This window comes from Sorangium sp. So ce381 (assembly GCF_051473845.1).
Classification (GTDB): domain Bacteria; phylum Myxococcota_A; class Polyangia; order Polyangiales; family Polyangiaceae; genus Sorangium; species Sorangium atrum.
On sequence record NZ_CP150336.1, the window covers coordinates 11850144 to 11875157 of the forward strand.

At 71.5% G+C, this 25014-nt stretch carries 18 protein-coding genes; 9 read left to right on the top strand and 9 right to left on the bottom strand.

Annotation, left to right across the window (positions count from 1 at the left end; translation table 11 throughout):
- Positions 1-32: 32 nt before the first annotated feature.
- Positions 33-464 (bottom strand): hypothetical protein, encoded by a 432-nt coding sequence (locus WMF29_RS44450; RefSeq protein ID WP_437326092.1) that lies wholly within the window; start codon positions 462-464, stop codon positions 33-35.
- Positions 465-797: 333 nt separating this feature from the next.
- A complete protein-coding gene (locus WMF29_RS44455) occupies positions 798-1655 on the bottom strand; it encodes a CPBP family intramembrane glutamic endopeptidase (RefSeq protein WP_437326093.1) in 858 nt (285 codons plus the stop codon).
- A gap of 404 nt (positions 1656-2059) precedes the next feature.
- Between WMF29_RS44455 and WMF29_RS44460 the strand changes: the two genes are divergently transcribed.
- Positions 2060-3607 carry an ATP-binding protein gene (locus tag WMF29_RS44460; RefSeq protein ID WP_437326094.1) on the top strand — a complete coding sequence of 516 codons (1548 nt, stop codon included), beginning with the start codon at positions 2060-2062 and terminating at the stop codon, positions 3605-3607.
- 37 nt (positions 3608-3644) lie between these two features.
- Here the strand turns inward: WMF29_RS44460 and WMF29_RS44465 are convergent, their stop codons facing one another.
- Genes WMF29_RS44465 through WMF29_RS44475 form a run of 3 tightly spaced genes read right to left on the bottom strand, consistent with a single transcriptional unit; the run spans position 3645 to position 5799 of the window.
- Entirely contained in the window at positions 3645-4400 is a 756-nt protein-coding gene (locus WMF29_RS44465; RefSeq protein ID WP_276596780.1) for a transglutaminase-like domain-containing protein, read from the bottom strand.
- A gap of 34 nt (positions 4401-4434) precedes the next feature.
- Positions 4435-5235: a polysaccharide deacetylase family protein gene (locus tag WMF29_RS44470; RefSeq protein WP_437326095.1), complete on the bottom strand. Its 801-nt coding sequence runs from the start codon at positions 5233-5235 to the stop codon at positions 4435-4437.
- 3 nt (positions 5236-5238) lie between these two features.
- The gene (locus WMF29_RS44475; RefSeq protein WP_437326096.1) at positions 5239-5799 is read right to left on the bottom strand and encodes a hypothetical protein; all 561 of its coding nucleotides are present in this window, start codon (positions 5797-5799) and stop codon (positions 5239-5241) included.
- A 317-nt stretch (positions 5800-6116) separates the two neighbouring features.
- Between WMF29_RS44475 and WMF29_RS44480 the strand changes: the two genes are divergently transcribed.
- Positions 6117-7604, top strand: coding sequence for an MBOAT family O-acyltransferase (locus WMF29_RS44480; RefSeq protein WP_437326097.1), 1488 nt, complete (start codon positions 6117-6119; stop codon positions 7602-7604).
- Positions 7605-7780: 176 nt separating this feature from the next.
- Here WMF29_RS44480 and WMF29_RS44485 read toward each other — a convergent pair whose 3' ends face one another.
- Both WMF29_RS44485 and WMF29_RS44490 read right to left on the bottom strand, forming a co-directional pair.
- Positions 7781-8794, bottom strand: a complete 1014-nt coding sequence (locus WMF29_RS44485; RefSeq protein ID WP_437326098.1) for a hypothetical protein — start codon at positions 8792-8794, stop codon at positions 7781-7783.
- Between the two features lie 18 nt (positions 8795-8812).
- On the bottom strand, positions 8813-12910 hold the full coding sequence (locus WMF29_RS44490) for a PAAR-like domain-containing protein (RefSeq protein WP_437326099.1): 4098 nt from the start codon (positions 12908-12910) through the stop codon (positions 8813-8815).
- 205 nt (positions 12911-13115) lie between these two features.
- On the opposite strand from WMF29_RS44490, the gene WMF29_RS44495 reads away from it, so the two are divergent.
- From WMF29_RS44495 to WMF29_RS44520, 6 genes are all read left to right on the top strand, one after another.
- Positions 13116-13457, top strand: coding sequence for a hypothetical protein (locus WMF29_RS44495; protein WP_437326100.1), 342 nt, complete (start codon positions 13116-13118; stop codon positions 13455-13457).
- 203 nt (positions 13458-13660) lie between these two features.
- Entirely contained in the window at positions 13661-14068 is a 408-nt protein-coding gene (locus WMF29_RS44500) for a hypothetical protein (RefSeq protein ID WP_437326101.1), read from the top strand.
- Positions 14069-14102: 34 nt separating this feature from the next.
- A complete protein-coding gene (locus tag WMF29_RS44505; RefSeq protein ID WP_437326102.1) occupies positions 14103-14786 on the top strand; it encodes a hypothetical protein in 684 nt (227 codons plus the stop codon).
- 241 nt (positions 14787-15027) lie between these two features.
- A complete protein-coding gene (locus WMF29_RS44510) occupies positions 15028-16140 on the top strand; it encodes a tryptophan 2,3-dioxygenase family protein (RefSeq protein WP_437331237.1) in 1113 nt (370 codons plus the stop codon).
- The gene (locus WMF29_RS44515; RefSeq protein ID WP_437326103.1) at positions 16137-18185 is read left to right on the top strand and encodes a DCC1-like thiol-disulfide oxidoreductase family protein; all 2049 of its coding nucleotides are present in this window, start codon (positions 16137-16139) and stop codon (positions 18183-18185) included. Before WMF29_RS44510 ends, WMF29_RS44515 begins: the two co-directional genes overlap by 4 nt.
- 9 nt (positions 18186-18194) lie before the next feature.
- Positions 18195-20471, top strand: a complete 2277-nt coding sequence (locus WMF29_RS44520) for a hypothetical protein (RefSeq protein WP_437326104.1) — start codon at positions 18195-18197, stop codon at positions 20469-20471.
- Between the two features lie 294 nt (positions 20472-20765).
- On the opposite strand, the gene WMF29_RS44525 is transcribed toward WMF29_RS44520, so the two are convergent.
- Entirely contained in the window at positions 20766-21650 is an 885-nt protein-coding gene (locus tag WMF29_RS44525; protein WP_437326105.1) for a hypothetical protein, read from the bottom strand.
- A gap of 321 nt (positions 21651-21971) precedes the next feature.
- Between WMF29_RS44525 and WMF29_RS44530 the strand changes: the two genes are divergently transcribed.
- Positions 21972-23066 carry a PEGA domain-containing protein gene (locus tag WMF29_RS44530; RefSeq protein WP_437326106.1) on the top strand — a complete coding sequence of 365 codons (1095 nt, stop codon included), beginning with the start codon at positions 21972-21974 and terminating at the stop codon, positions 23064-23066.
- Positions 23067-23158: 92 nt separating this feature from the next.
- Here WMF29_RS44530 and WMF29_RS44535 read toward each other — a convergent pair whose 3' ends face one another.
- Positions 23159-24871, bottom strand: coding sequence for an ABC transporter substrate-binding protein (locus WMF29_RS44535; RefSeq protein ID WP_437326107.1), 1713 nt, complete (start codon positions 24869-24871; stop codon positions 23159-23161).
- Positions 24872-25014: the final 143 nt, after the last annotated feature.

Sequence of the window (25014 nt, forward strand, 5' to 3'; positions counted from 1 at the left end):
GTGCCAGTAGCTCGCGTGCGCTCGTGCGCGGGTCAGCCGGCCCTGTGCTCGACGCTCGGCGCCAGGGCCTGCTGGCGGAGCTCGAAGTTGAAATGCTGGAGCACCCAGCGCTCCGCGTCGGTGATGGACGAGAAGACCCTGACGGGATGCGGAGGCGGCTTCAGCCAGTTGAGCGCGGTCAGGATGCCGTTCACCAGCCTGGAGTCGCCCACGATGCCGGACGCGAGCAGGTGCGCGCGCGCCTGCTTCTCGTAGTCGACGTACATCTGCGCGACGGCTCGCCGCTGCACGGCGTTCGGCATGCTGCTGCCGCGCGTGTCGTTGATCAGGCCGAACGGCCCCGAGACGATGAGCTGGATCATGCCGCGCATCAGCACGTCCCAATCGTCCTGGGTGTAGTGCTCGCCGGCCCGCATCACGACCAGCGGATAGCGCGAACGATCCAGCTCAATCCCGCGAGCCAAGGCCGCCTCCGTCCCGACGAACGCCACGCTGGCCCGAAACGCGGATGGATTCGTACGAGAGGGCGGTCGCGGAGCATGCGGCGGTCATGTACGTCCCGGTCGGCTCAGAAGGGCGGCATTACAATGAAGAGCAAAGCGATCCGCGGCTGTCAATGACAATTCACGGTGCCGACGTGGGGCGACAAAAGTCTCCAGCACGCCCCGCTCTCCTGGACAGCTACGCTGTATCCATCATTTCTGCGTGCGCCGGAGGGCCGCCGTCGGTGGAGGCTCGAACGCGGGCGCGAGTGCGCGAGATCGTCGCTGCGAACACGGCTGTTCCAGCCGCTGCCGTCAGTTGAGGCCAGCGGCGACGCTGGCGAGACCGACCGTGAGATGGACGGCGGTGACGCCGACGAGGGTGCGGTGGCGCGCGTAGAAGAGGCCGAAGAGGACGCTCGCGGCGAAGGTGATGACCGCGAAGGCCAGCGAGACGTAGAGGTGGAACACGCCGAAGAGCACCGAGGTGACCACGATGGGCGCGAGGCGTCCGGCGTCGGGCAGGAGCCGCTCGAGCGAGGTCTGGATCACGCCGCGCGCGATGAACTCCTGGAGCAGGCAGTGCGGCCCGTAGCTCGCGAGGAAGATCGCGAACTCGAGGCGCGAGTACCCTGCGACCGAGCCCCAGTCGAGCAACGGCTCGCCGCGCAGGGCGGGGCCCGCGCGGAGCGCGAGGCACGCCGCGAAGGCCATGGCGGCGATGACGAGCGCTTCGCGGAGGCTATGCCGCGCGCCCGAGAGCGTCACGCCGAGCCGCGCGAGCGGCAGCGGCTGCCGCCGGGCGAACCACCCGATCGGCACGAGGAGCAGCAGCAAGAAACCCCACGAATAGCCCATCTGGAGCAGCGGCGGCAGATCGGGGCGGATGAGATCCCGGACGAGCTGCGCGACGCCGAAGAGGGCTATGACGACGAAGAAGAACGCCGCGAGCTCCCGGCGCAGCTCCAGGGCGTCCCGGCCGCCGCGGCGGAGGAGCTCGATCTCGAGACGGAGCAGGTCGTGATCGGCGTCGCTCGCCACGGCCAGCCCAGCGCGCTCGGTCGAGCGGTCTCGCCGACCGGTCGACGGGCGCGCGTCACGGGCGGCGGAGCCAGCGAGGAAAGGAACATGGTGGGGGTCGATCACGTCGGAGGAGGATTCGAGCAAGCTCATAAGAGTATCCCCATTGAACCAGCCATGATGTCACGTCTCTCGGCGAGCGATCAAGCGCGGAAGAGGTCCGCCGTTGTAGCAGCCAGCGCGGTTCGCGTTGTTCGCGTTTGTTCACGCTGTTTGCGCCGCTTACGGCGTTCCAATCGTTCACGCCGCTCACGGCGTTCCGATCGTTCACGCCGCTTACGTCTGGTCCCAGCGGCGGGCACCCGGCAGGCGCGGGGCAGCAGGCCCAGCCATCGGTTGGCCCTTTGCGCGCTCTGCGCGCTTTGCGAGCTTCGCGAGCTTTGCCATGGGCGCGCATGCCGCTATCAGAGAGGTCGTTCCTCCGAGCCCGGCGCGCTGCCACGGACGAGCGGGCGCCGAGCTGGGCGAGGACGGTACGACAGGGGGCAGACAACACCGTGCGGCTCGGGATCCGGCTTCAGCTCTTGTTCGCGATCGGCGCGCTGCTCCTCCTGGCGTTCGTGCCGCTCTTCTTCGCCGTGGCGAGCCTCACGCGGGCCACGATGAGCGGCGCGCGCGCGTCGAGCGCCCGCGCGATCGGCCGCGCCATCGCCGGGCACGTGGCCGCGGCGCGGACGACGCGGTCCGCCCCGGAGCTCTCGCTCCTGCTCGAGGCGCAGCTCGGCCCGGACGGGGCGTCGGCGATCGGCGTCTACGACGCGGCGGGCGCGCTCTCGGGCCGCGCCGGGGAGCCGGAGATCGCGGCCGCGCTGCCGGCCTCGGTGGAGGCCGGCACGGAGGTGCTGAAGACGGTGCGGACGGCGCGCGGCGACGCGCTCCTGGTGGTCGTCCCGGAGCCTGCGCGCGAGGCGGCGTCTCTCGCGGAGCCCGCGCCCGCGGCGTCGACGGGCTCCGTGGCCGTGCTGGTGCCGACCGACCCGTCGACGGTGGCCGCCGCGCCGCTCGTGCGGATCGTGGCGCTCTACACGGGCATCGTGGCGCTGGCGCTGCTCGTGTTCGCGTACATCTCCATGACGCACCTCGTGGTGCGGCCGATCGACGCGGTGTCGCAGGCCGCGCGCCGCGTGGCCGGCGGGGCGCGCGACCTGGAGGTGCCGCGGGCCGGCGCGCGGGAGCTCGCGGAGCTCGGCGCGAGCCTCGCGCTCATGACGGGCCGCCTCCGCGCCGACGAGGAGTCGCTGCGGGCGAAGATCGCCGAGGTCGAGCGCTACGCGGCGGACCTGAAGAGCGCGCAGGAGCGGCTGGTCCGCTCGGAGCGGCTCGCGTCCGTGGGGCGCCTGGCGGCGGGCCTCGCGCACGAGATCGGCAACCCGCTCGCGGCGATCCTCGGCCTGCAGGATCTGCTGCTCGCCGGGGGCCTCACGCCGGCCGAGGAGCGCGACTTCGTCGAGCGGATGAAGCGGGAGACGGAGCGGATCCACAAGATCCTGCGCGACCTGCTCGACTTCGCCCGGCCCGCGGCGCGCGGCGCGGCCGAGGCCGGCGATGACGGAGAGGCAGGGCGCCGCCCCTCCGGGTCGGTCGCGGAGGCGATCGACGATGTCGTCTCGCTCGTGGCCCCGCAGAGGGCGTTCCGCGCGATCGAGCTCACGCGGGACGTCGCGCCCGACGTGCCGGCCGTGCCGCTCGCGCACGGGCAGCTCGTGCAGGTGCTCCTGAACCTGCTCCTGAACGCGGCCGACGCGGCGCCGCGCGTCGGCGGGCGCGTGGCGGTGCGCGCGTCGCGGGGCGCGTGCGGGGGCGCGCGGATCGAGGTCGAGGACAACGGGCCGGGGATCGCGGAGGCGGTCCGCGAGACGCTGTTCGAGCCGTTCATCACGACCAAGGAGGTCGGCGAGGGGACGGGGCTCGGGCTCGCTGTGTGCCGGGGGCTCGTGGAGGCGGCCGGCGGCTCGATCGGGGTCGAGCGAGGCGCGGACGGCGGGGCGCGGTTCGTGGTGCTGCTGCCGGGCGCAGCGCAGCGCGAGGCGAGCGAGCCGCCGTGAGGCCACGCTGGCCCACGTCGGCCTGCGTCAGTTCACGTCAGTTCACGTCCCGCCCCGCAGACGGCCAGGGGCGCTCGCCGCCGATCTGATCGAGCTCCTTCCGAAGCTCGTCGGTCGGCGCGAGCACCTGCATCCGCTCGAGCACGCTGCGCAGCCGCGACGCGTCCGAGCGGCTCGAGTAGATCGACCGCAGGTTGTTCAGCATGCGCACCAGGATCTGCCGCTTCTGCGCGGGCACGAGCAGCCGCGGATCCGGATCGCGCGTGGTGCCCGTGGCGCGGGTGTGCAGCGCGCGCAGGTCGTCCCGGCCGAGCAGGCGGCCCTCGAACGGGTCGATGAGCAGCACGCCGCCGCGGACCGGCGTCCTCACCAGGAAATGGCCCGGGAACGAGACGCCCTGGGCCTCGAGGCCCGCGCGCCAGCACACCTCGAGGAGGACGACGCCCAGCGTGATGGGGATGCCCGTCCGGCGATCCAGGACCTCGTGCAGGTAGCTGTTCTTCGGGTCGTAGTAGTCCCCGGAGTTGCCGTGGAACCCGAGGTCGCCGTAGAACCAGCGGAGCAGCTGCTCGATGGGGCCGCTGCCCGGCGTCGCCTCCGCGGCGCGCAGGGGGCGATCGACCGCGCGCCGCGCCTCGCCGCCGAGCCGGTCGAGCACGCCGAGGTAGTGCGGGATGTCGAGGCCCGGGTACGCGGCGTCGTCGATCAGGAGCGCCGCCTCGGCGAGGTCGAGCTCGTCCTCCGGTCTCCCGGCGATATGCGCAAAGAGCGTCAGACTCACCGGCGCGGCCATTGGACCGAGCGTAGCGCCACCCGATGGAGATGGTCTAGGCGTCCCGGTCGCCGTCGTCGAGCCACGCGTCGACGCGGACCCCGACCAGGTTGCGCTTCTCCATCGCCGCCAGGATGCGCGGGAGCGCCAGGGGCCCCGCGGGGGCGTGGTCGTCGCGCTCGGCCGCGTCGTGGAGCAGCACAATGGCCCCGTCGCGGAGCCCCGGGATGATCCGCCCCGCCACCCGTCCGGGGTCCGCCCCAGGGAGCCCGTCGAACCCCCGCGCCGACCAGCCGATTACGTCGAGGTCGAGCGCGTCCACCACGCGGGCGATGCGCGGGCTCGTGTGGCCGACGGGCGGCCTGAAGAAGGTGGGGCGGGCGCCGGTGATCCGCTCGATGACGTCGAGCCCCTGCCGGAGGTCGCGCTCGACCCGGCGGGCCGAGCGCAGCGAGAAGAGCCGGTCGTGCGCGTGGCTGTGCAGGCCGATGGCGTGACCCCGCGCCGCGATCTCGCGGACGAGCTCCGGGTGGGCCTCGGCCTTGCGGCCGATGACGAAGAACGTCGCCTTCACGCCCGCCTCGTCGAGGAGCGCGAGGACCGCCGGCGTGTGCTCCGGGCTCGGCCCGTCGTCGAAGGTCAGCGCCACGCCCCGCGCGCCGGGCGGGCCGCGCTTCACGACGTCGACGAACATGCCGAGCCCGAGGAAGAAGACCCCGCACAGGATCAGGGCGACGTAGCCGGCGATGGCCGCGCACGCGACCGCGATGGACACCGGCGCGACGAGCAGCGAGCGCGCGACCAGCGCGAGCGCGCCCAGCGACGCGGCATAGAGGAGGGCCCGCGCGAACGGCACGGGTTACTTCTTCGCGCGCTTCTTTTCGGGCTCGACCTCGAGGTCGTCGTCGAGCTCGTCCGCCGCGGCGGAGGCGGCGATGCGCTTGTTGTTGCCCCCGGCCGCCGCCTTCACCGCCGGCTTCGCGCCCGGCTTCTCCTCGTCCGAGGGGTCGTTGTCGGCCTCGTAGAAGCCGCCGAGGAGCGCGGCGATCGCGGCGAGCGACGTGACCGCCAGGCCGCCGAACGTCCCGGTGCTCCCCGCGGCCTCGCCGAGCGACAGGTTCGCGCCCCCGAGCTCGCCGAGCGGCACCGGCACCGGCACCGTGAGCCACCTGCGCGCGGCGTACATCAGGCCAGCGCCGAGCAGCGCTCCGACGAAGGCCTTCATCCCCGCCTCGATCTTCGCGTCCTTCGCCCAGATGGGCTTGCCCGCGATCAGCCCCACGAGGACCCCGGCGAGCGCCGCGGCCACGTAAGCGATGATCGCCACCGGCGCGGCGAAGCCGAGCTTCGCCAGCGCGAAGCCCAGCAGGCCCCCCACGATGAGCCCCTTCACAACCCCGAGGATCAGGCGACCCAGCATCAGATCCATCCTTGGCACGACGCGGGGCGCCGTTCAACATGGCGCGGCGCCATGCCGCCGTTGAAACGCGGCCCCGCGCGGTCGCGTCCCCGGCGCCGTTCCGCGTCGTTCCGCGTCGTTCCGCGTCGTTCCGCAGGGCGCCGTGTTGTGAGCGCGACCGCGCGGCGCCATCGGGCCGCGCCAGGAGAGCGACCGCGCGGCGCCCCCTGTGGTAGACGGCCCCCACCGCCCGGGTAGCCCGCTCCTCCTCGACAACGCGCTCGGCCCTGCCGCGCGCCGCGCCCCTCGCCACAGCCTGACCCGGACTCCGACCGGCCGTGCTCTTCAATACCCTCCGTTACGCCGAGTTCTTCGCCGCCGTCTTCGTCGGATCGTGGGCGCTCGTGCGGTACGCCGGCGCCTGGCCGCGCCTCGTGTTCCTGCTGCTCGTCAGCTACGGGTTCTACGCGGCCTGGGACTGGCGCTACCTGCCGCTCATCTTCGCCTCGTCCACCGTCGACTTCTTCCTCGCCCGCGCGATCGCCCGCGAGGAGCGGCCCCGGGCGCGGCGCGCGATGCTCGTCGCCACGGTGGTGCTGAACCTCGGGTTCCTGGGGTTCTTCAAGTACTGGAACTTCGCGCTCGAGAACGCCGCGGCGCTCCGCGCCCTGCTCACGGGCGAGCCGGCGAGCGTGGGCCACGCGTTCCGGGTGCTCCTGCCGCCGGTCGGCATCTCGTTCTTCACGTTCGAGTCGATGAGCTACGTCGTCGATGTGTACCGGGGCGAGCTCCCGCCCCACAAGAGCTACCTCCGCTACCTGCTCTTCGTCGCCTTCTTCCCGCACCTCGTCGCCGGGCCCATCGTGCGCCCGCGGGACCTGCTCCCGCAGTTCGAGCGCGCCCCGAGCCTCACCCTCGAGGAGGGCGGGGCGGGCCTGTTCCTCGTCGCGATCGGCCTCGTGAAGAAGGTCGTCCTCTCCGACCAGCTCGCGCTCAACCTCGTCGACCGCGTGTTCGAGCGCCCGGAGAACTACTCGGCCCTGGAGGTCCTCGCGGGCGTCTACGGCTATGCCGCGCAGATCTACTGCGATTTCTCGGGCTACACCGACATCGCGATCGGCTCGGCGCTCCTGCTCGGCGTGCGGTTCCCGAAGAACTTCGACGCGCCGTACAAGGCGCACAACCTCGCTGATTTCTGGCGCCGCTGGCACATCTCGCTCTCCACCTGGCTCCGCGACTACCTGTACATCCCGCTCGGCGGCAACCGCGGCTCCGAGCTGGCGACGTACCGCAACCTGATGATCACGATGCTGCTCGGCGGCCTCTGGCACGGGGCATCGTGGAACTTCGTCTTCTGGGGCTTCCTCCACGGCCTCGGCCTCGCCGTGACGCGCGCCTTCCAGCGCGCCGTCCAGCGCCGACGATCGGCCGGCGAGGGCGAGCGCGGGGGGGCGACCGCGAGCTCGCCGCTCGCTTCCTTCCTCGTCCGCTTCCCCGTCCGCGCGCTGTGCGTGCTGCTGACGTTCCACTACGTCTGCTTCGCGTGGATCTTCTTCCGCGTGCCGACCTTCTCGCAGGCCGTGCTCATCCTGCGGCAGATCGGCACGCTGACGACCTTCCACCCGAACCTCCCGCCCGTGCTGGTCGGGCTCCTCGGGGTCGCGCTCCTGTCCCATTACGTGCCGGAGCGCCTCTACGAGCGCGCCCGCGGCGCCTTCATCGCGGCGCCGGCGCCGGTGCAGGGCGCGCTGCTGTTCCTGGTGGCGATCGGGCTCCACGAGGCGGCGAGCGCGGCCGCGGTCCCGTTCGTATACTTCCAATTCTGAGAGCGACGGTCACCCGCTTCGGATACGGGCCCATCTCGGCGTTTTCGGTGCTCAGCGCACTGGAGTGCGCTTCCGCGCCGAAAACGCCGATCTGGACCCGTCTCCTGTGCGGGTGACCGCCGCTCTGCGGCGCGTGTGCAGAGCGTGCGCGACGGGGCGGAGGGAGCGGGGCGCGATCAGCGCAGGTGAGGCCCCGGCCATAACGATGGATCGAACGGGGGGAATGCCGGGGGCGCGGGCGCCGGCTGCTCCTGCATCCACGCCGTGGTCTCGACCCAGAGCGCGAGGTACGGAATGGGCGCGGAGCGGCAGATCAGCATCAGCAGGAAAGGTCTTGTGACGATGAAATAGCGCTTCCGCGCCGGCGCCCCATACCCGTGAATGACCGCCTCCGCGGTCACACTGGCGCCTGTCTCGTCGAGCCTGAATTTCACCCGTTGCTGCACTTCATCAAGGCACCTGCCCTGAAGAGCTTGATTGCAGAGAGGCCGATGGGTGAGCTCGTCGAACTGTCGGAAGACGTCTAACTGGAGCCGTGGAACGCTCAGCTCCTCGTCGGATCGGAGCGCGCGGTCCTCGGGGCGCAGCCGCTCGAGCCGGTCGAGCGCAGCCCCCACCGTCACGCCGAGCCGACTGCAGGGCGGGATCTGGGCGATGACGATGCGATCCTCGGTGTCGCCCGCGCAGAGCTCGATGACGAACTCGTCCGACGACACATAGTCGTGCGCGATGACCTGCGCGTGGCGGGCGGGGTTGTCGGGATGAGGGCCGTCGTTGATCCCGAAGGCGCGGACATACCGCCCCTGAAACCAGAGATCTCGTACGGCGAAGACCGTCGGGAACTGGAGATCGCGCGAGAGATAGCCGTAAGCGAGCAGCTCGTCAGGCGCCAGGTTGCTGGGCAGCAGCTCCGGATTGGCGTCAGGGAACTTGGCATGGAGCTCGCTGCGCAGTCGCTCGAGGACTCCCTCGGCGCCAAAGCCAGCCCCGGTGACGCACCACGCGGGGTTGACGACCTCGTCGAGAGGAACGCGGTTCATTGCGTCGGCAAGAGACGTCTGCGGGTCGAAGCGCAGCGGGCCGAAGCGATCCTGCAGCTTGCGCCAGGCGAGCGCGAGCGGAACGCAAAAGACGAGATCCGTTCCCGTGGCGTGGGGCTCGGCGAGGGTGGCGCACATCGTGACGGGCATTGGCCTCTCCTGGGCGAATCAGCCGTTTCTATGAGGCGACGACGTTGGCTCGAATGTCATCATCCTGCCGCGCGACCCCGCGATCGTCACACCGGGCAGTGTTGGATGATCGTACATCTTGTCGCCGACGCAGCCAATGGTCGTTGCGCCTGTCGTCATGGCGACGTGATGGGCAACAGAGGCTCCTGGATACCCCGGCGGATCCGTGCCTCCATGGCAAAGGGTCATATGGATTGTCTCGCCCCTGAAGCCGGCGTCCCGGATGGCTTGTCCGAGCTGCTGGCCGTTCATCCATGGCCCTCTCCACCGCTCATACGAGTCGCGGTATAACAGGTAGCCCGGGTCGCCATGCCCGTAGAGATCGATGTGCGGCTCGCCCGCGAGCACGTTCGGCGTTCGTCCGAGCTCGCTCCAGTGCACGATGCGCTGGCCGGTCTTCGCGGCGCGTGACTGCGCGCCGTGCCGGCACTGCCAGTCATCGCTCATCAGCAGGATCACCAGCCCCAGCGGGTCGATCCACGCCGTTACGTTGGGCACGAACGCCACCTCGAACGCCGACGCGTCGGGTCCGAGCGGGTCCGCGGTGGTGAAGGTCCCGAGCTCGGGCGCGTACCAGCGCGCGCGCTGGTAGCAGAGCCCCGTGAGCTCGTCCTGCCGCTGGCCGGCGAAGCGCAGCCCGGTGAACCTCCCCTCGGCGCGCCCCACCGCGCCGAGCGCGCCGAGATCGAGCGAGGCGAGCGCGCCGGTCGGATCCACCATGAGCCACGGCGTCGACGCCGCGTCCGTCACGACGCCGCGGAAGGCGCCGCCCGCCTCGGCCTCCGCCAGCGGCGTGTGCTCGTCGTCCGCAAACACGCGGCGCACCGACCGGCCGTCGCTGCCGATCTCCTCGACCGGCGCGTTCTCGTCCCAGCCGTACCAGATGCTGGTGCCATCGCCGCGAACCTCGCCGAGCCGCCGGGCGAAGGCGTCGTAGTGGTACTGGACCACCAGGCCGTCGCCGCGCTCCGCGCGCGCGAGCTGATCCAGGTCGTCGTACGTATACGCCCAGGTGCCGCGCCGATCCGGCGCAGCGCGCCCCGACAGGCGGCCCAGCCCATCCCACGTGAACGCCGCGGTCTCGGTGCGCTGCACGCGGCCTGCGGGCCCAACGACCACGCCCGACCCCGTGACCGGCGTGCCGTTCACGTCGTAGGTGAGCTGCTCCTCGACCCCGAGCCCCGTGACCGCCAGCGGGCGGCCGTAGACGTCGAGCGCGTAACGGCGCCTGCCGTGTGCGCTGTCCTCGACCTCCGTCACCGGCCCGGCCGCGCTCCAGGCATACCGACGCTCGCGCAGCGGCCGGCCCGCGGCGTCCTCGACCGTGATGACCACCGGCCGCCCGCTGTCGTCCCGCGTGGTGCGGATCGCATAGCCGCCCTCGCGCACGCGCGCCGCCTCGCGGCCCAGGCCGTCCTCCTCGACGCGGATGCGCTCGACCCCCGCCGCCGACTCGATCGTCATCGACGCGACGCCGCTGCCATGCTCCCGCTCGAGCTTGATCTCCCAGCCCGTCGAGTAACGTCGGCCCACCGTGTGGCCCTTGGCGTTGAACGCCCGCTCCACAACGAAGCGGAACCCGCCGAGCCGCTGCTCCTCACGCGCGACACGCCCGAGCGCGTTGCGCTCCAGCAGCACCTCGGTCGCCCCGCGCGTGGCTCGGCGGAGCAGGCCCCGCGGGTCGTAGGCGAACGTCGTGACGACGTCGCCGTCCTCCCGGTGGACCGGCGCGCCCGTGCGGTCGTACACGAAGCGCCGGACCACGGCGCCGGGCACCTCCGCGCGCACGACGCGGCCGCGCACGTCGTGCTCGTACTCCGTGAGCACGCCGGAGAACGTCTTGCTCCGGGCGACGTTGCCGCAGGCGTCGCGGTCCATCGAGAGGCGCTCGCCGGCGGGGTTCTCGATCCACGCGAGCCGGGCGAGCGCGTCGTATCCATAACGAAAGCGGCTGCCGTCGGCCTTGATCTCCTCCACGAGCAGCCCCCCGGCGTAGCGGAGCCGCGTGAGGCCGCCGCCCGGGTGGCGCGTGGCGACGCGGCGGCCAGCGTCGTCGTATCCGTGCTCGACCACGACGCCCCCCGGCCCATTCACCCGCACCAGCAGGCCGCGGCTGTCGTATTCGAGCTCGTAAACCGCGCCGCGTGGCGTCTCCACGCGCACGAGCTGCCCGAGCAGATCGTACGTGTAACGGAACGTCGCGCCGCTCGGCCACGTGCGCTCGGCCAGGTTGCCGCGCGCGTCGTAGACGAACCGCTCCGCCGAGCCGTCCGGACCGGTGATCGCGGTGACCTGACCGCGCGCGTCGTACGCGTACGACGTCCTCGCGCCGAGCGGATCGATCCGCTCGATCACCTCACCGTGCGGCCCGGGGACGAGCGCGTACCGCTCGCCGGCCGGATCACGCACCTCGGTGATCGCGCCGTCGCCGTCGCGGCGCCGGAGCGAGAACGAGCGGCCCTCCGCGTCCTCGAACCCGACGAGGCGCCCCGCCGCGTCGTACGCCCGGCGCTCGCCGCCGTCCGGTGTCACGGAGCGCACGACCTGTCCCAGGGTGCTGTAGACGAGCTGCTTCCACCCGCCTCGCGGATCCTCGTAGCGCTCGACGAGCCCGAGCGCGTTTCCCCGGTAGCGAAACCGGGCGCCGAGGCCGTCCTGGACCGTGGCCTCGAACGGGCCGGGCCCATAGCTGAGCCGCATCGCGTAGAGGCCTCGCGGCCGCTCCGCGGCGGACGCTTCGGGCGCGCCGATCGCGACGAGCACGTCGGCGCCCTCCAGGTCCGCCCACGTTTCGACGCACCGCCGCTGGCCCAGCACGTCGGCGTAGCGGAAGTGGAACGTGAGCCCGTCGGGCTGGCGCTCCCGTACGAGGTAATGCTCCTCGTCGTACGCGTAGCAGACCTCCGCGCCGCCGGCGTCGATCACCCGCACGAGATCGCCGGCCTCGTCGAGCTCGTACGTCACGAGCCGCCGGCGGTGCACGTCGCCGTCCTCACCGGTGATCTCGACCCACCAGACCTTGTAAGGCCCTTGGCGATCGAGCCACGCGCGGCGCCCGACGGAGTCGACGATGCCGACCACCTCGCCGTCGTCCCAGCGGATCTCGGCGGCGTTGCCGAACCGATCCCGGAGCGCCGCGAGCCGGTACTGCCCGGCCTCGCCCGCGGGCCGAAGGACGCGGAGCAGCCCGTCGTCGAGGTCGACGACGAGCGCGCCGTTCTGCCACCACAGTCGCCGTCCGAATTGCAGGAGCAGCTCCGTGCCGGCGTCGGGCTCGCGCATGGCCGTGCGGCGCAGCGTCTCGTCGATGAGCGTGAGCACGCCGTCGCTGAGCTCCGCCCGCCAGGCGAGCGCGTGTGACCAGCCATGGCCCAGCCCGACGTGATCGCGGACGGACGACGTCCGGTAGAAGCGCGTCCAGGCGACCGGCAGGAAGCCGGGCAGCAGGAAGTCCGTGCGCGGCGGCGTGTACAGGGTCCCGGTGATCACGTCGACCGGGTGGCCGGCTCCGGCCTGCCCCTCCGCGGCCGGCGCTGCCGGCGGGCTGGGCGGCCCTGCACCCTGGTTGCTCCCGCCGCCCCCGCCCCCGCCGTTGCTCGGGCCCTGCGGCCCTCCCGCGCCCGGCGCTCCTGCCCCGCCCCCGCCCCCGCCGCCCCCGTCGCCCCCGCCCCCTGCGCCGCTCGCGCTGCCGCTCGCGCCGACGGTGATCGACTTGTTCATCTGTCCCATGCTGCCGGTGATACCGGCCATGCCGAGCTCGATGAGCACGTTGGGCGCGCCGAGCCACGGGAAGCACGGCCCGCCCGTGTTGAGGCTGACGACCTCCTTCAGCGTGCCTGGCTCGTTGCCGTGACACGCCTTCATGCAGCCACCCACGGTCAGGATCTTCGCGCCGGTGATCTTCGTGCGCATCGGGGCGTCGATGATCCCCTCGGACACCGTGCCCACGGTCGGGTAGGGGATAGGCACCGGGCTCGGCGCTGCGGGCGTGGTGCATACGCTCACCGCCATGCCGGTCATCTGATGCCCCGACTTCTCGGTGATCGTGTCCATCCCGAGCGCGGTAACCTTGCTCATGAGCCGGCGAGCGTAGCTGCCTTCTGGAGCGGCGATCTACGCACGTGTCGGGTCGACCTCGGCCGCGGAGTGTGACGGGCTCGGCCGCGATGACGACGCGACCCGCCGGCACGACGACCGCACCCGGCCTGGACGAGGATGGCCGCCGCCGGCACAGAACAGAGATGAGTCGGCGCGATCTCCCGATGTGATCTAGGCTCTCGCCGTGCGCCCGCCCCCTCTCGCCGCCCTCGCCCCCCTCGCCGTCCTCCTTGCCGGCGCGCTCTCGCTGGCGTGCAGCGTCGCCAACGTGCCGGCGAACGCGATGCCGATGATCCGGGCGCGCGCCACCTCCGACCTCGACTGCGCCGACAGGGACGTCCGCATCGAGGAGCAGCTCGGCGGCCATTTCAAGGCCGTCGGCTGCGGTCGCAAGGCGTACTACCGGGCCGCCTGCGAGGCGCTCCGCTGCGTGGTGAGCGGCGAGGGCGAGGCGATGGTGCCCTGGAGAGACCGCCCGGATCCGGCCGAGGTCGACCGGCAGCGGGACCGGCTGCCGTTCGAGTAGGCCGGGGAGTATCGGATGAGCGCGCCGCGCGCCCGGCGCTTGCCACCGGCGCGCCCGGGCGGCCCGCCGGCGGCAAGCGCCGGCGGACCGCGGGTTTTCCGGCCTTTTTCGGGCACGCGCGGCCGGGCTTGGGGTAGCCTGCGCCGTCCCGGGGATCTGCCGCGGGGTTCGGCCATGGCCTACATCACCACCGAGAGCTGTACGTGACGGACACGGAGCAGGCCGACACCGACGCCCGGCCCGAGCCGGATCCGAGCTCGCCGCCGGACGCGCAGGCCGACGCCGAGCCGCGGCGCCCGCCGAAGAAGCGCAGGAAGCGGCGCGACGAGAAGGCGGCGCCGCCCCCCGGCGACGACGCGCCGGCGGGCCCTCGCGATCCCGAGATCGAGCGCCTCGAGCAGGCGTTCGAGCGCGGCGACTACGCGCTGGTCCGCGCGGAGGCGGGGCGGCTCGCGAAGGAGGCCGAGCACGACGACGTCCGCCGCGCGGCGCGGGCGCTGCTGCGCCGGATCGACCCCGACCCGCTCGCCGTCGTCCTGCTCGTCGCGGCCATGGCGCTGCTCGCGTTCCTCGCGCTCTGGTACTGGTCCCACGGCCACGCGTCTCCGTGACGACCCCGCCCGTGACGACCGAGGAGGCAGCGGGGTGAACGCCGAGCCCGGACGTCCCTCAGGCCGCCGCCCCGCGCGTTGGCTCGCCGCGCTCGCGCTCGCGCTGAGCGCCTGCGGGGGCGCCGCCAGCCCGGGTCGGCCCGTCGTGTGGGACGCGGCGCCCGACGGGCAGCAAGGCGCCACCTCGGGCACGCGGGCCGAGCGCTACTTCCCGCTCGTCGACGGGCACATCTACCACTACGCGACCCTGAGCGAGGGCGGCGAGCAGGGCCTCCTCGTCGCGCGCGTGCACCGCGCGGACGCGCGCAGCGGCGAGCTCCGGTTCCCCTCGGGGGTGAAGCGCTTCGAGTTCACCGGCGAGGGCGTGATCCGCAGCGACACGGGCGTCTTCGTGCTCAAGGAGCCGATCGCGCCCGGCACCACGTGGACCGGCGAGCACGGCGGCCGCGCGCGGATCGCCGCGGTCGACGTGGCCATCGAGGTGCCCGCGGGGCGGTTCACGGGGTGCGTGCAGACCGTGGAGGAGCGCCTCGGCGACAGGCCGGCGCGCTACGTGTCGACGTTCTGCCCGGACGTCGGCGTGGTCGTGATCGAGGCCGCGGGCGGCGCGAGCTACGAGCGGGCCGAGCTCAAGAGCTACGCGCCGCCCGTCGACATGGGCCCCGACGGCGTGCGGCGCGCCCCGGCCGACCCGCCGCCCGGCGCGAGCGCGCCCTGAGCGCGCCGCGCACGCTCCTCGGTGGAGGCCGCCCGTGCGCGCTCGCCCGGCAAGGCGCGTCGCGCGCGCTCGCCCGGCGGCGCATCACGTTGCTTTTTGCGCAGGCGCGCAATCCGTGCGACCCGTGCCAGGCCCTTCCGTTTCCCGGGGGGCGGGAAGTAGACTCCCGGCGCCGCTCGTGGCGCGGGCGCACCGCTTGCTGCGAACACGCCGCACGAACGCTGCTGGCGGCGCCTCTCGAATCACCAACGACATGAATTACTGGGATTACATCCACGTCGAGGAGCTGCTCGCCCTCCAGGGTGGATTCGACGACGACGAGCAGAAGGTCGGCAACGACGAGGCCCTGTTCATCGTCGTCCACCAGATCTACGAGCTCTGGTTCAAGCTCATCCTCCGGGAGCTCACCTCGGCGCGCGAGCTCTTCCGCCAGAACCCCGTGCCCGATCAGAAGCTCGCCTCCGCTGCGCGCTCGTTCCGGCGGGTCGTCACGATCTTCGAGCAGGCGATCGAGCACTTCCGGGTCATGGAGACGCTCACGACCCGCGATTACCTCGATTTCCGCGATCGCCTCATCCCGGCGAGCGGCTTCCAGTCGGCGCAGCTGCGCGAGATCGAGCTCGTGCTGGGCCTCGACGACGCGCTCCGGATCCCGCTCGGCCGGGAGGGGAGCTACAAGGAGGCGCTCAAGACCGCGGACGGCGCGCCCTCGGCGGCCACGCGCCGCGTGGAGGCGCGGCTCGCGAGCGGGCCGAGCCTCAAGCACACCCTGTACGAGTGGCTCTCGCGGACGCCGATCGACGGATCGAGCGAGCCGGAGGGCGTCCTGAGCTTCCTGCGCAGCTACACGCGCTCGATGCGCGAGGAGAACGAGCGCCGCGTCCAGATGGCGATCGACAAGGCGCTCACCCCGCCGGACGTCGAGCGGCTCCGCGCGCGCTACGAGGCGGAGAGCGCGGCCGCCGAGGCGTTCCTGCTCGCCGAGGACGATCCGGCGGCCGACGAGGCCACGCGCGAGAAGCGCCGGGCGATCCGCGCGGCGATCGTCTTCATCGAGAGCTACCGCGAGCTGCCCCGGCTCGCGTGGCCGCGCGAGGTGCTCGACCGCATCCTGGAGATGGAGCAGGCCATGCTCATCTGGCGGCAGCGCCACGCGCGGATGGTCGAGCGGGTGATCGGCCGGCGCACCGGCACGGGCGGCTCCGCGGGCGTCGATTACCTCGACCAGACCGCGCTGCGCTACCGCGTCTTCGGCGATCTCTGGACGGTGCGCTCCCTGCTCTTGCGTAAGCCGAGCGTCCCTGTGCTCGAGCACGCATCGGATTACGGATTCCGTGTCGAGGACTCTCCGTGAAATCACTTCGCGATCACTTCTTGCGTCTTGACGCCCGTTCGCTCGGGTTGTTTCGCATCACCTTCGGGCTGGTCCTTATCGCCGACCTCTTCGGGCGGTGGCGATGGGTGCGGGACTTCTACTCGAACGAGGGCGTCCTCCCGAACCACAACCACCTCTTCAACCTCCGGGGCAAACAGCAGGTCTTCAGCCTGTTCCACGCCATCTCGACGGAGGGAGAGGCCCACTTCGCCTTCTCGCTGGCGCTCGTCGTCTACGCCCTGTTCCTCATCGGCCACCGGACGCGCGTCTTCCACGTGCTCTCCCTGCTCGTGCTGGTGAGCCTGACGTCGAGGAACATCCTGCTCGAGAACGCCGGCAACTACGCGGCGATCGCGATCCTCGCGCTCACGGCGTTCCTGCCGTGCGGGAGCCGCTTCTCGCTCGACAGCCTCCGCGCCTCGCTCGCCTTGCGGGACGAGAAGCGCGACACGGAGCTGAACGACAGGTCGAGGGTCTCGGAGGCCGAGATCGCGGCCGGGCGCCTGCCCGGGTGGTCGCCGACGTCGCTCGCCGCGCTGGCCGTGCTGCTGCAGCTCGCCCTGATCTACCTCTGTACGGCGCTCCAGCAGCGCGGCGCGGCGTGGCGCGACGGGACGGCGTTCTACTATGCGCTCCACGCCGAGCGCCTGGCAAGCGACGCGGGCATCTGGCTCCGCGACGCCCTGCCGCTCGGCACGCTGCGCGGGCTCACCTTCGGCACGTGGGCCATGCAGCTCGCCATCCCGGCGCTGCTCTTCGTCCCGGCGCTCTTCCGCTGGACGCGCGGGGCCGCCGCCGCGCTGATGGTCCTGCACGGGCTGATCCTCGGGGTCTTCTTCGATCTCGGGCTGTTCGGCTGGGGGCTCGCCGCCGCGGCGCCGATCGTGCTCCCCGGGGAGCTCTGGGACGCGTACGAGCGCTCCTGGAGCGAGGGGCGCGCGCGCACGCTCGTGTACGACGCCGATTGCGGCGTCTGCCTCCTGCTGGCGCGCCTCGTCAAGCGGCTCGATCTGCGCGAGCACCTGACGTTCCAGGGCAATGTCGCGCTCGACGAGCTCTACGTCCGCAACCAGACCGGCGCCACGGAGCGCGTGCCGATGCCGAAGGAGGTCACGCCGGAGCTCGTGGAGCGGACGGCGCTCGCGATCGACCGGAAGGGGCGCGTCTACACGCGAGGCGGCGCGGTGACCGAGGGGCTCCTGGCGTTGCCGCTCGGCTGGCTCGCCTGGCCGCTCAAGCTGCCGGGCGTCTCGCACCTCCTGAACGCGCTCTACGACGTGGTCGCGGCCCGCAGGCACCGCATCAGCGAGCTCCTCGGGCGGCAGGCGTGCGGGATCCCGCTGCCGGACGAGGGCGAAGCGGACGGCGGCGACGCGGGCCCCGCTCCGGACGGCCCTGCGCCGGCGGTGCGGACGGCGCGGCTCGCGCTGGGGTCGCTGCGGGAGGCGGCGGTGCTCGTGGTGCTCGCCGCGGTGCTGGCGCAGACGGCGAAGGAGAACCCGCTGCCCGGCGCGGCGGCCGTCCCGCAGGGGGCGGTGCTCGCGGGCGTGGCGTCGTGGCCGCGCATGCTGGCGAGGTGGAACGTGATGGCGCCCGAGCCGCCGCGGGACAACGCGCTGATGGTGATCGACGGCCAGACGCGCGCGTCGCAGCCGATCGATCCGCTGACCGGGGAGGAGCCGCGGCTCCAGCCTGCCGGGAACCCCGGGGCGCGGCTCGGCCAGCTCTGGTCCGATTACCTCGATCGCATCCGGCGGCCGGAGTGGTCCGATTACCAGCGCGCCTTCCGCGACTACCTCGCGAAGGGCGGACCTCAGGCGTCCGGAACGGGGCGCGAGGCGTCGCTGGGGGGCTTCGACGCGTACTGGGTCTCGGCGCCGATCCCCGCGCCGGGCGAGCCCGCGCCGACCAGCTTCGAGCGGGACAAGCTGTTCTCGCACTCGCGGGGTGGCACGGGAAAGCTGGGCGAGGGGGGCCTACCCTTCGCGCCGAGCGTCCTCCGGCACCACGGCAAGCCGAACTGAGGCGCTCGGATGGGTCGGCCTGACGAGGACCCGAGCGCCGCGGACCCCGACGCGGCGCTCGGAAGTGGCGCGGACGCGCCGCCCGGCGAAGGCGCGTCGACAGCGGATGTGCCGCCCGGTGAGGGCGCGCCGACAGAAGATGTGCCGCCCGGTGAGGGCGCGCCGACAGAAGATGTGCCGCCCGGTGAGGGCGCGTCGACAGCGGATGTTCCGCCCGGCGACGGCGAGCCGCGGGAGAGCGCGCCGGGCGGTGAGGGCGCGCCGCGAGCGCCCGAGGGCGGGGCTCCGAGGCGGCCGGCCGAGGGGCGCCTCCGGCGCGTGGGGCGATGGATCAAGGAGCATTACTGCACCATCGACGTCCGCACGCTCGGCCTGTTCAGGCTGGTGCTCGGCTTCCTCCTCTCGGCCGACTGCGTGCGCCACTGGGCCGAGGCGAGCTGGATCTACAGCAACGACGGGGTGCTCACCAACCACTATCACCTCTTCCACCCGAGCAGCGGATACAACTTCAGCCTGTATCACGCGTTCTCGTCGACGGGAGAGGTCCACGTCGCGTTCGCGCTCTCGCTCTTCTGCTTTCTCTGCTACTTCGTCGGATGGAACACGCGGCTGTTCTCGATCCTGTCGTTCATCCTCGTGACGAGCAGGGACAACCGGATCGTGATGATCGAGAACGGCGGCTATGTCGTCGTCAACATCATCACCTGCTGGGCCATGTTCATGCCGACCGGCAGGCGCTTCTCCGTCGACGCGCTGATTCGCTCCTACCGCGAGCGGCGGGAGCGGACGGCCGCCGATCTCGCGGATCGGAGGCGCCCCGACTGGGCCGAGCGGCCGTACGTCTCGGGGATCGTGCTCCTCGCGATCCTGAACCTGGCGACCATCTATTATTTCAACGTCGTCAACAAGTCGGGCCAGATCTGGCGCCACGGCGAGACGGTGCACTACGTCTTGCACCTCGATCGCATGGTGACCGGGGTCGCCGTCCTCGCGCGGGAGCTCATCCCTTTCTGGGCGACGAAGGGGCTCACCTGGGGCGTGCTGATGCTCGAGGCGCTGCTCGTGACGTGGATCCTCTCGCCCTATGGCCGCCGCTTCACGCGGGCGCTCGCGATGGGGGGGATGTGGGCCCTGCACGGGTCGTTCGGGGTGATGATGCGCCTCGGCCCGTTCTCCTGGTTCATGATCGCCTGGTCGTTCCTGCTGCCGACGGCGCAGCACTGGGACGCGCTCGAGCGCTGGTATCGCCGCCGCGCGGCGCCCCGGGTCGTCGTTTATGACGGCGATTCACCGCTCGCCTTCGCCCTCATGCGCTTCCTTGTCCGGCTCGACGCGCTGGAGCTGCTCCGGTTCGAGGAGGCGCGCGCTGTCCCCGCGGGCGGCGCGGAGGCCGCCGGGGGAGGGGAGCCCCGGCCGGAGCTCTTCGAGGTGCGCGACGCGAGCGACCCGGCGGATGGGCGGGTGTTCCGCGGTGCGGCGGGGCTGCGCGAGATCGTGCAGGCGCTCCCTGGAGGTCGTTTTGCCTGGCCGTTCGTCTGGGCGCTGGCCCTCGGCGCGCCGGGCGCCTTGCTCGGGGTCGCCTCGAGGCGGCGCGACGAGATCGCGCGGTATTTCGGGCTGAGCCGGGTGCCGCGCGGGAGGGCGGCGGGCGTGGTGGAGAGCCCGTCGCCGCTCGCGGAGCGCTTCGCCCGCGGGAGGACGATCGCGCGGGAGGCGCTGATCGCGTACCTCGGGCTGTGCGCGGTGAGCCAGGCCATCAACGAGAACAAGAGCGTGCCTGCGTTCCTCAAGCACTCTCAGCCGAGCTTCGTGCAGGCGACGATCGTGTATCCGCGGATCCTCCAGGGGTGGGGGATGTTCGCGCCGAACCCGATCACGGAGGACGGGTCGATCAGCGTCGACGCGATCACCGTCGATGGCCGGCATGTGGATCCGTTCACGGGGCTCCCGCCGGATCTGAACCTCTCCGACGCGCGGGGGCTGGGGCTCGGGCAGATCCAGCAGGACTATTTCAACAGGATCAGGCTCGATCGGAACAAGGCATTTCGCAAGCCGGGCCTCCAGGACTACCTGCTCAGGTATCATGAGCGGACCGGGCGGCCGGAGGACGAGATCGTGGCGTGCGACGTGTACTGGGTACGAGATCAGTGCCCGAAGCCGGGGGAGAGCGCGCCGTACAAGAACGAGGCGATCCCGATCCTGTCGTACCGGAAGCCCGGGTATCGGCCGCGTCCGGGGCTGCCGGCGTTGCCGCCGCCGCTCAAGGAGGCGAGCGCGGAGAAGTAGGGGGTGCAGGGGCATAGGCGTCAGCCAAGCTCGTTCGACCACCAACGTTTACGTGAACGTGAACGTGAACGTGAACGTGGTCGTGGTCGTGGTCGTGGTCGTGGTCGTTCACGGCCTATCGTTGACGACCACGACCACGACCACGACCACGTTCACGACCACGTAAACGTTCGGATGTAGGAGAACGCGGCGCGAAGCTTGGTTAACGCCTATGGGGTGCAGGGGACACCCTGCATCGCCGCCTGGCGACAGGGGCAGCGCGCTCGGCTGCTCCTGGGGGCCCGGGGCGTCGGTTCAGGAGCCGGTCGTGGCGAGGAGCTCGCGGGCGTCGCTGATCACGGCGGCGCGGCGGACCCAGCGATCCAGCTCGTCGAGGTCGGTGCTCGCGAGGACGCGTTCCCGCACCTCGGCGGGGACCTCGAGCCCGCGGGCCTCGAGGAAGACGAGCACGTCGTGCGCCTTGGCTTCGAGGATTCCCTCCTGCCGGCCCTTCGCCACGTAGCTGCGCGCGAATTCGCTCTGAAACTGGTAACCGCTCTTCATCATCGCCTCCAACTTCCGCCTCGCCGCTGCGTTCAGCGAGGATAGCACCAGGTCCCCGTAGACGGCCCGGCGCTCCTCATCGAGCTCGTCCGCCGCCTCGAAAAACGCCACGCCGATCGCTTCGGCGGCCTCGCTCTGTCCGTGCGCCATCGCGGAGAGCACGGCTACCTCGGGCGCCGCCTTCGCCTGCTCGGCGTCGGTGACGACCGGGACGCGCTGGGGCCCGAGGACCAGCGGCGTCAGCGTCCAGCCAGGGTGGCCGGTGTCGATCGGCCGCGCGCTCCACCGCGCCATCGCTGCGTTGATGGTCACGACCAGCAGCCGGGTCGGGCAGCGGCGCCGGGCGCGCGTCTGGGTGACGTACACCGGCCAGACGTAGGGCTTGTCCGGGTCCACCCCGAGCTGGACCTCCACCACGATGGCCATCGCGGGCCGTTGCTGCTCGCCGACCAGCAGCACGACGACGACATCCGCGCGGCGGTCGGAGGGCACGATCTCGGTGAAATCGGAGGACTCGACGCGCGCCTCCGTGAAGGTCGGGACCGGATGGCCGAGCGCGTCGTTCAGCATCTCGGCGGCGAGCGTGGGCCGGTTCTTGAACAGCTCCACCAGGGCTTCATGGGTCACTGAGGGCATCGGATCGTCTCACAAGTGGTTGCAGTCATGCTGGATTTGCGTGGCGCGCCAGGCTCATGCGGTGGATTCCGCACGGGCCGAGCAGCCACCTCCAACTGAGAAATTCCGGGCAGCTCCTCGGGTTCATCACGCCATGTGAATCGCGTGAATCGCGTGTGCCCCTACGGGGCTGCGCGTGGGGCTCTCGGGTGGACGAGCGGACTCAGGTCCTCGGTCGGTTGCGTTCCTGAGACGACGTCAAACCTGTCGTGTAAGAGCGCGATGCCACGCCGGTGTGCGCCGTTGCAGGGCTGGCGACGTCGTTGATAAGGTGGGCTGTACATGACGCGCTTGCGCTTGCGGTCGGTCCTGTTGCGGTGCTGCCTTCTCGGCGCGTTGATCAGCGCCACGGCGCCCTCGCGCGCGGCGCCGCCGCCCGGGGGCTCGCCGCCGGCGGCCGCGGCGCTGCGCCAGCAGGCGCGGATCGCCTTCTTCGGGCGGCGGTGGGCGGACGCCGAGGCGCGCTTCGAGGCCGCCCTGGCGGCGCCCGACGCCGCCGGGATGACCGAGGTCCAGCTGGCCGAAGTCCTCGGGTATCTCGGGCTCTCCGAGCTGGAGCAGGGCAAGCACCGCGAGGCCGCCGAGCACCTGGGGGAGAGCCTCGATCACGACGCCGTCCTGAAAGAGCCGCTCGTCCGCCGGTTCAAGAGCGGGTTCAACAAGGCGCTGGAGCACGTCGGAAGGATCTACGTGGCTGCCGCCCCGCCCGACGCCGAGGTCCTCCTGGACGGGGAGCCGATCGGCACAGGGGCCACGGTCCTCGAGCTGTTCGTCGATCCGGGGACGCACAGGCTCCAGGCCCGCTTGTCGGGGTACGAGGAGCTCTCGCAGCGGGTCGAGATCGCCGCTGGGGCGACGGTCGGCGCGACGCTGACGCTCTCGCGCGTGGCCCCGCCGCCCCCGCCCGCCCCAGAGCCGAGCGCGAAGAAGAGCGCACCGGCCGGGCCGGCCGCGCCCACGGCGCCGGGGCCCTGGGCGTCGTGGCCGGGGACGCTGCGGATCGCGGGGATCGCCGTCACGACGGCCGCCGTCTCGTCGGGGGCCGTCTTCATGCTGCGGGCGAGCGCGCTCGACGGGGACATCGACGAGCGGATCGAAGGCCTCAGCCGCGATCCAGCGTGGACCTCGGACGCGTGCTCCAAGGCGCCGCAGCCCTCCGCGTGCCCCGAGCTCCACCGCTTGCGCGTGCAGCGCGACAGGTCCGGCGTCCTCGGGGCCGCGCTCGTCGCGACGGGGGCAGTCGTCGGCGCAGCCACCGTGGCGTCCTTCGTCCCCCACATCTCATTCGACCGATCGAAGCCGGGGACGACCGCGCTCCGTGTCTTGCCAGTGACGGCGGCGCACCAGATCGGCGTTGTGACGCTCGGAGCGTGGTGAGCCCGCCACCGATGAAGGGGATCACCGCCGACGCGGCCTTCGCGGTACCCCCGCGAAGGCCCGCGGCGCGTCATCTCGGCCTGAGCTCCGTGTCATCTCGGCCTGAGCTCCGTGAGGACGAGCAGGTACTCCGGCGGGTTGTTCGGCGACAGCTTGGCGTACGGGTTCTCCTTGGTGGGGAAGCCGGTGAAGCGCTTCGTGCTGTACTCGCCCCAGGACGGGTTCTTGAAGAGCGGGATCACCGGCGCGTTCTGCGCGTAGAGCAGCTGCACCTCGTCGAGGATGCGCTTCTGCTCGGCTGACTCCGTCGCTGCCTCGAACTGCTGGAACAGCTTGTCGGCCTGCTTGTCGCCGTAGCGGTGCCAGTTGCGCGCGCTCGCCTCGCCGACGGGCTTCACGAGCTCCGCCGACATGAGATCGCGGTAGTAGTTGTAGGGCGTCGGCTCGACGGTGGTCCACCCCATCGACATGTCGAACGTGCCCTTCTGGAGCGCCTCGAAGAACGCGCTGAAATCGTACGCCTTGAGCGAGGCGTCGATGCCGAGCTGCTTGAGGTTCTGCGTCATGATCTGGACCGCGCGGACCCAGTCGGACCAGCCGGTGACGACGTTGATCTCGAAGCGCATCGGCTTGCCGTCCTTCACCCGGATCCCGTCCGGGCCCGGCGTGTACCCGGCCTCGTCGAGCAGCTGCTTCGCCCTCGCCACGTCGAGCTTCACCCAGTCGCCCGCCGCCACGGCCTTCGGGTTGCGCCATCGCTCGTAGGAGTCGTCGAGCCCTGTCGCGTCCGCCGGCTGGGTGTAGTCGTTCGACGCGATCTTCACGATCTGCGCCCGATCGATGCCCATGCTGATCGCCTTGCGCACGCGCACGTCGTCGAACGGCTTCTTCGTGCTGTTCGGGTAGAGCGTGGCCATGCCGCCGACGAGCGGGAACCAGTAATGGTGGTTCGCCGGGTCCTTGGCGACATAGACCTTCTCGATCTCGGGGACGAACGCGCCCGCCCAGTCGACCTCGCCGTTGATGATCGCCATATTGACCTGGTCGTTGCCCGGGTACGCCGGGAAGCGCAGCCCATCGACGGCGGGCTTCCCCTTCTGCCAGTAGTTCGGGTTCTTGCCGAGCTCGTACACCTGGTTCTGGAAGGTCTTGATCTCGGTGAACGGCCCTGTCGCCACGGGGGTCTCGTTCGCGTACGTGACCGGATCGGCGACGTCCTTCCACTTGTGCTCCGGCACGATCGGCTGGTGGCCGATGTAGCTGAGTCCCGGGACGTACGGCCGCTTCAACGCGAACTCGACCGTCGTGTCGTCCGTCGCCTTCACGGACTCGACGAACTTCCACACCCCCGAGAGGTCGAGCGCGGGGTGCTTCTTCAGGAGCTCGAACGTGAACGCCACGTCCTTCGCCGAGAACGCCTGTCCATCCGACCACCGGACGCCGGAGCGCGTCGTGAAGGTGAGCCTCTTGTTCCCGTCGCTCCACGCGTATTTCGTGGCGAGCCACGGCGTGTACTCCCCCTTCATCGTGTTGAAGATGAGCATCGGCTCGTAGATGCCGGCGAGCGTCGGGAATCGCACGCTCCCCTCGGCGAGCAGGGGGTTGAAGCTCCTCACCCAGGAAGCCTGCTGCTCCCTCGATATCGTGACCATCGTGGCGCCCTTCGCCGCGGCCGCCGCCGACCCCTCCGGAGCGCCACGAGCCGCCTCGGCTTTCTCCTTCGAAGAGCAACCGGCGGCGGCGCCGGCGGAAAGCATCAGCGCCGATAGAAAGAAGATGCGACGCGGCATAAGTCCAGTCTTCATGACAAGCCTCTCCGCGCGGGCGACGCCGGGTCCCCGCGACGCTCCATCCCCGTGACAGCGCGCGGCGCCGAAGCCCGGCAAACAAGGGACGACGGACGGCCGCGCGAGGTCCTCCATGCCGTGCTCGGCACGGCATGGAGGAC

Excerpts from the sequence above, each read along its gene's own strand:
- WMF29_RS44490 (WP_437326099.1), bottom strand. The coding sequence starts at position 12,910 with ATGAGCAAGGTTACCGCGCTCGGGATGGACACGATCACCGAGAAGTCG.
- WMF29_RS44455 (WP_437326093.1), bottom strand. The coding sequence starts at position 1,655 with ATGAGCTTGCTCGAATCCTCCTCCGACGTGATCGACCCCCACCATGTT.
- WMF29_RS44520 (WP_437326104.1), top strand. The coding sequence starts at position 18,195 with ATGGGTCGGCCTGACGAGGACCCGAGCGCCGCGGACCCCGACGCGGCG.
- WMF29_RS44465 (WP_276596780.1), bottom strand. The coding sequence starts at position 4,400 with ATGGCCGCGCCGGTGAGTCTGACGCTCTTTGCGCATATCGCCGGGAGA.
- WMF29_RS44535 (WP_437326107.1), bottom strand. The coding sequence starts at position 24,871 with ATGAAGACTGGACTTATGCCGCGTCGCATCTTCTTTCTATCGGCGCTG.
- WMF29_RS44475 (WP_437326096.1), bottom strand. The coding sequence starts at position 5,799 with ATGCTGGGTCGCCTGATCCTCGGGGTTGTGAAGGGGCTCATCGTGGGG.
- WMF29_RS44530 (WP_437326106.1), top strand. The coding sequence starts at position 21,972 with ATGACGCGCTTGCGCTTGCGGTCGGTCCTGTTGCGGTGCTGCCTTCTC.
- WMF29_RS44485 (WP_437326098.1), bottom strand. The coding sequence starts at position 8,794 with ATGCCCGTCACGATGTGCGCCACCCTCGCCGAGCCCCACGCCACGGGA.
- WMF29_RS44525 (WP_437326105.1), bottom strand. The coding sequence starts at position 21,650 with ATGCCCTCAGTGACCCATGAAGCCCTGGTGGAGCTGTTCAAGAACCGG.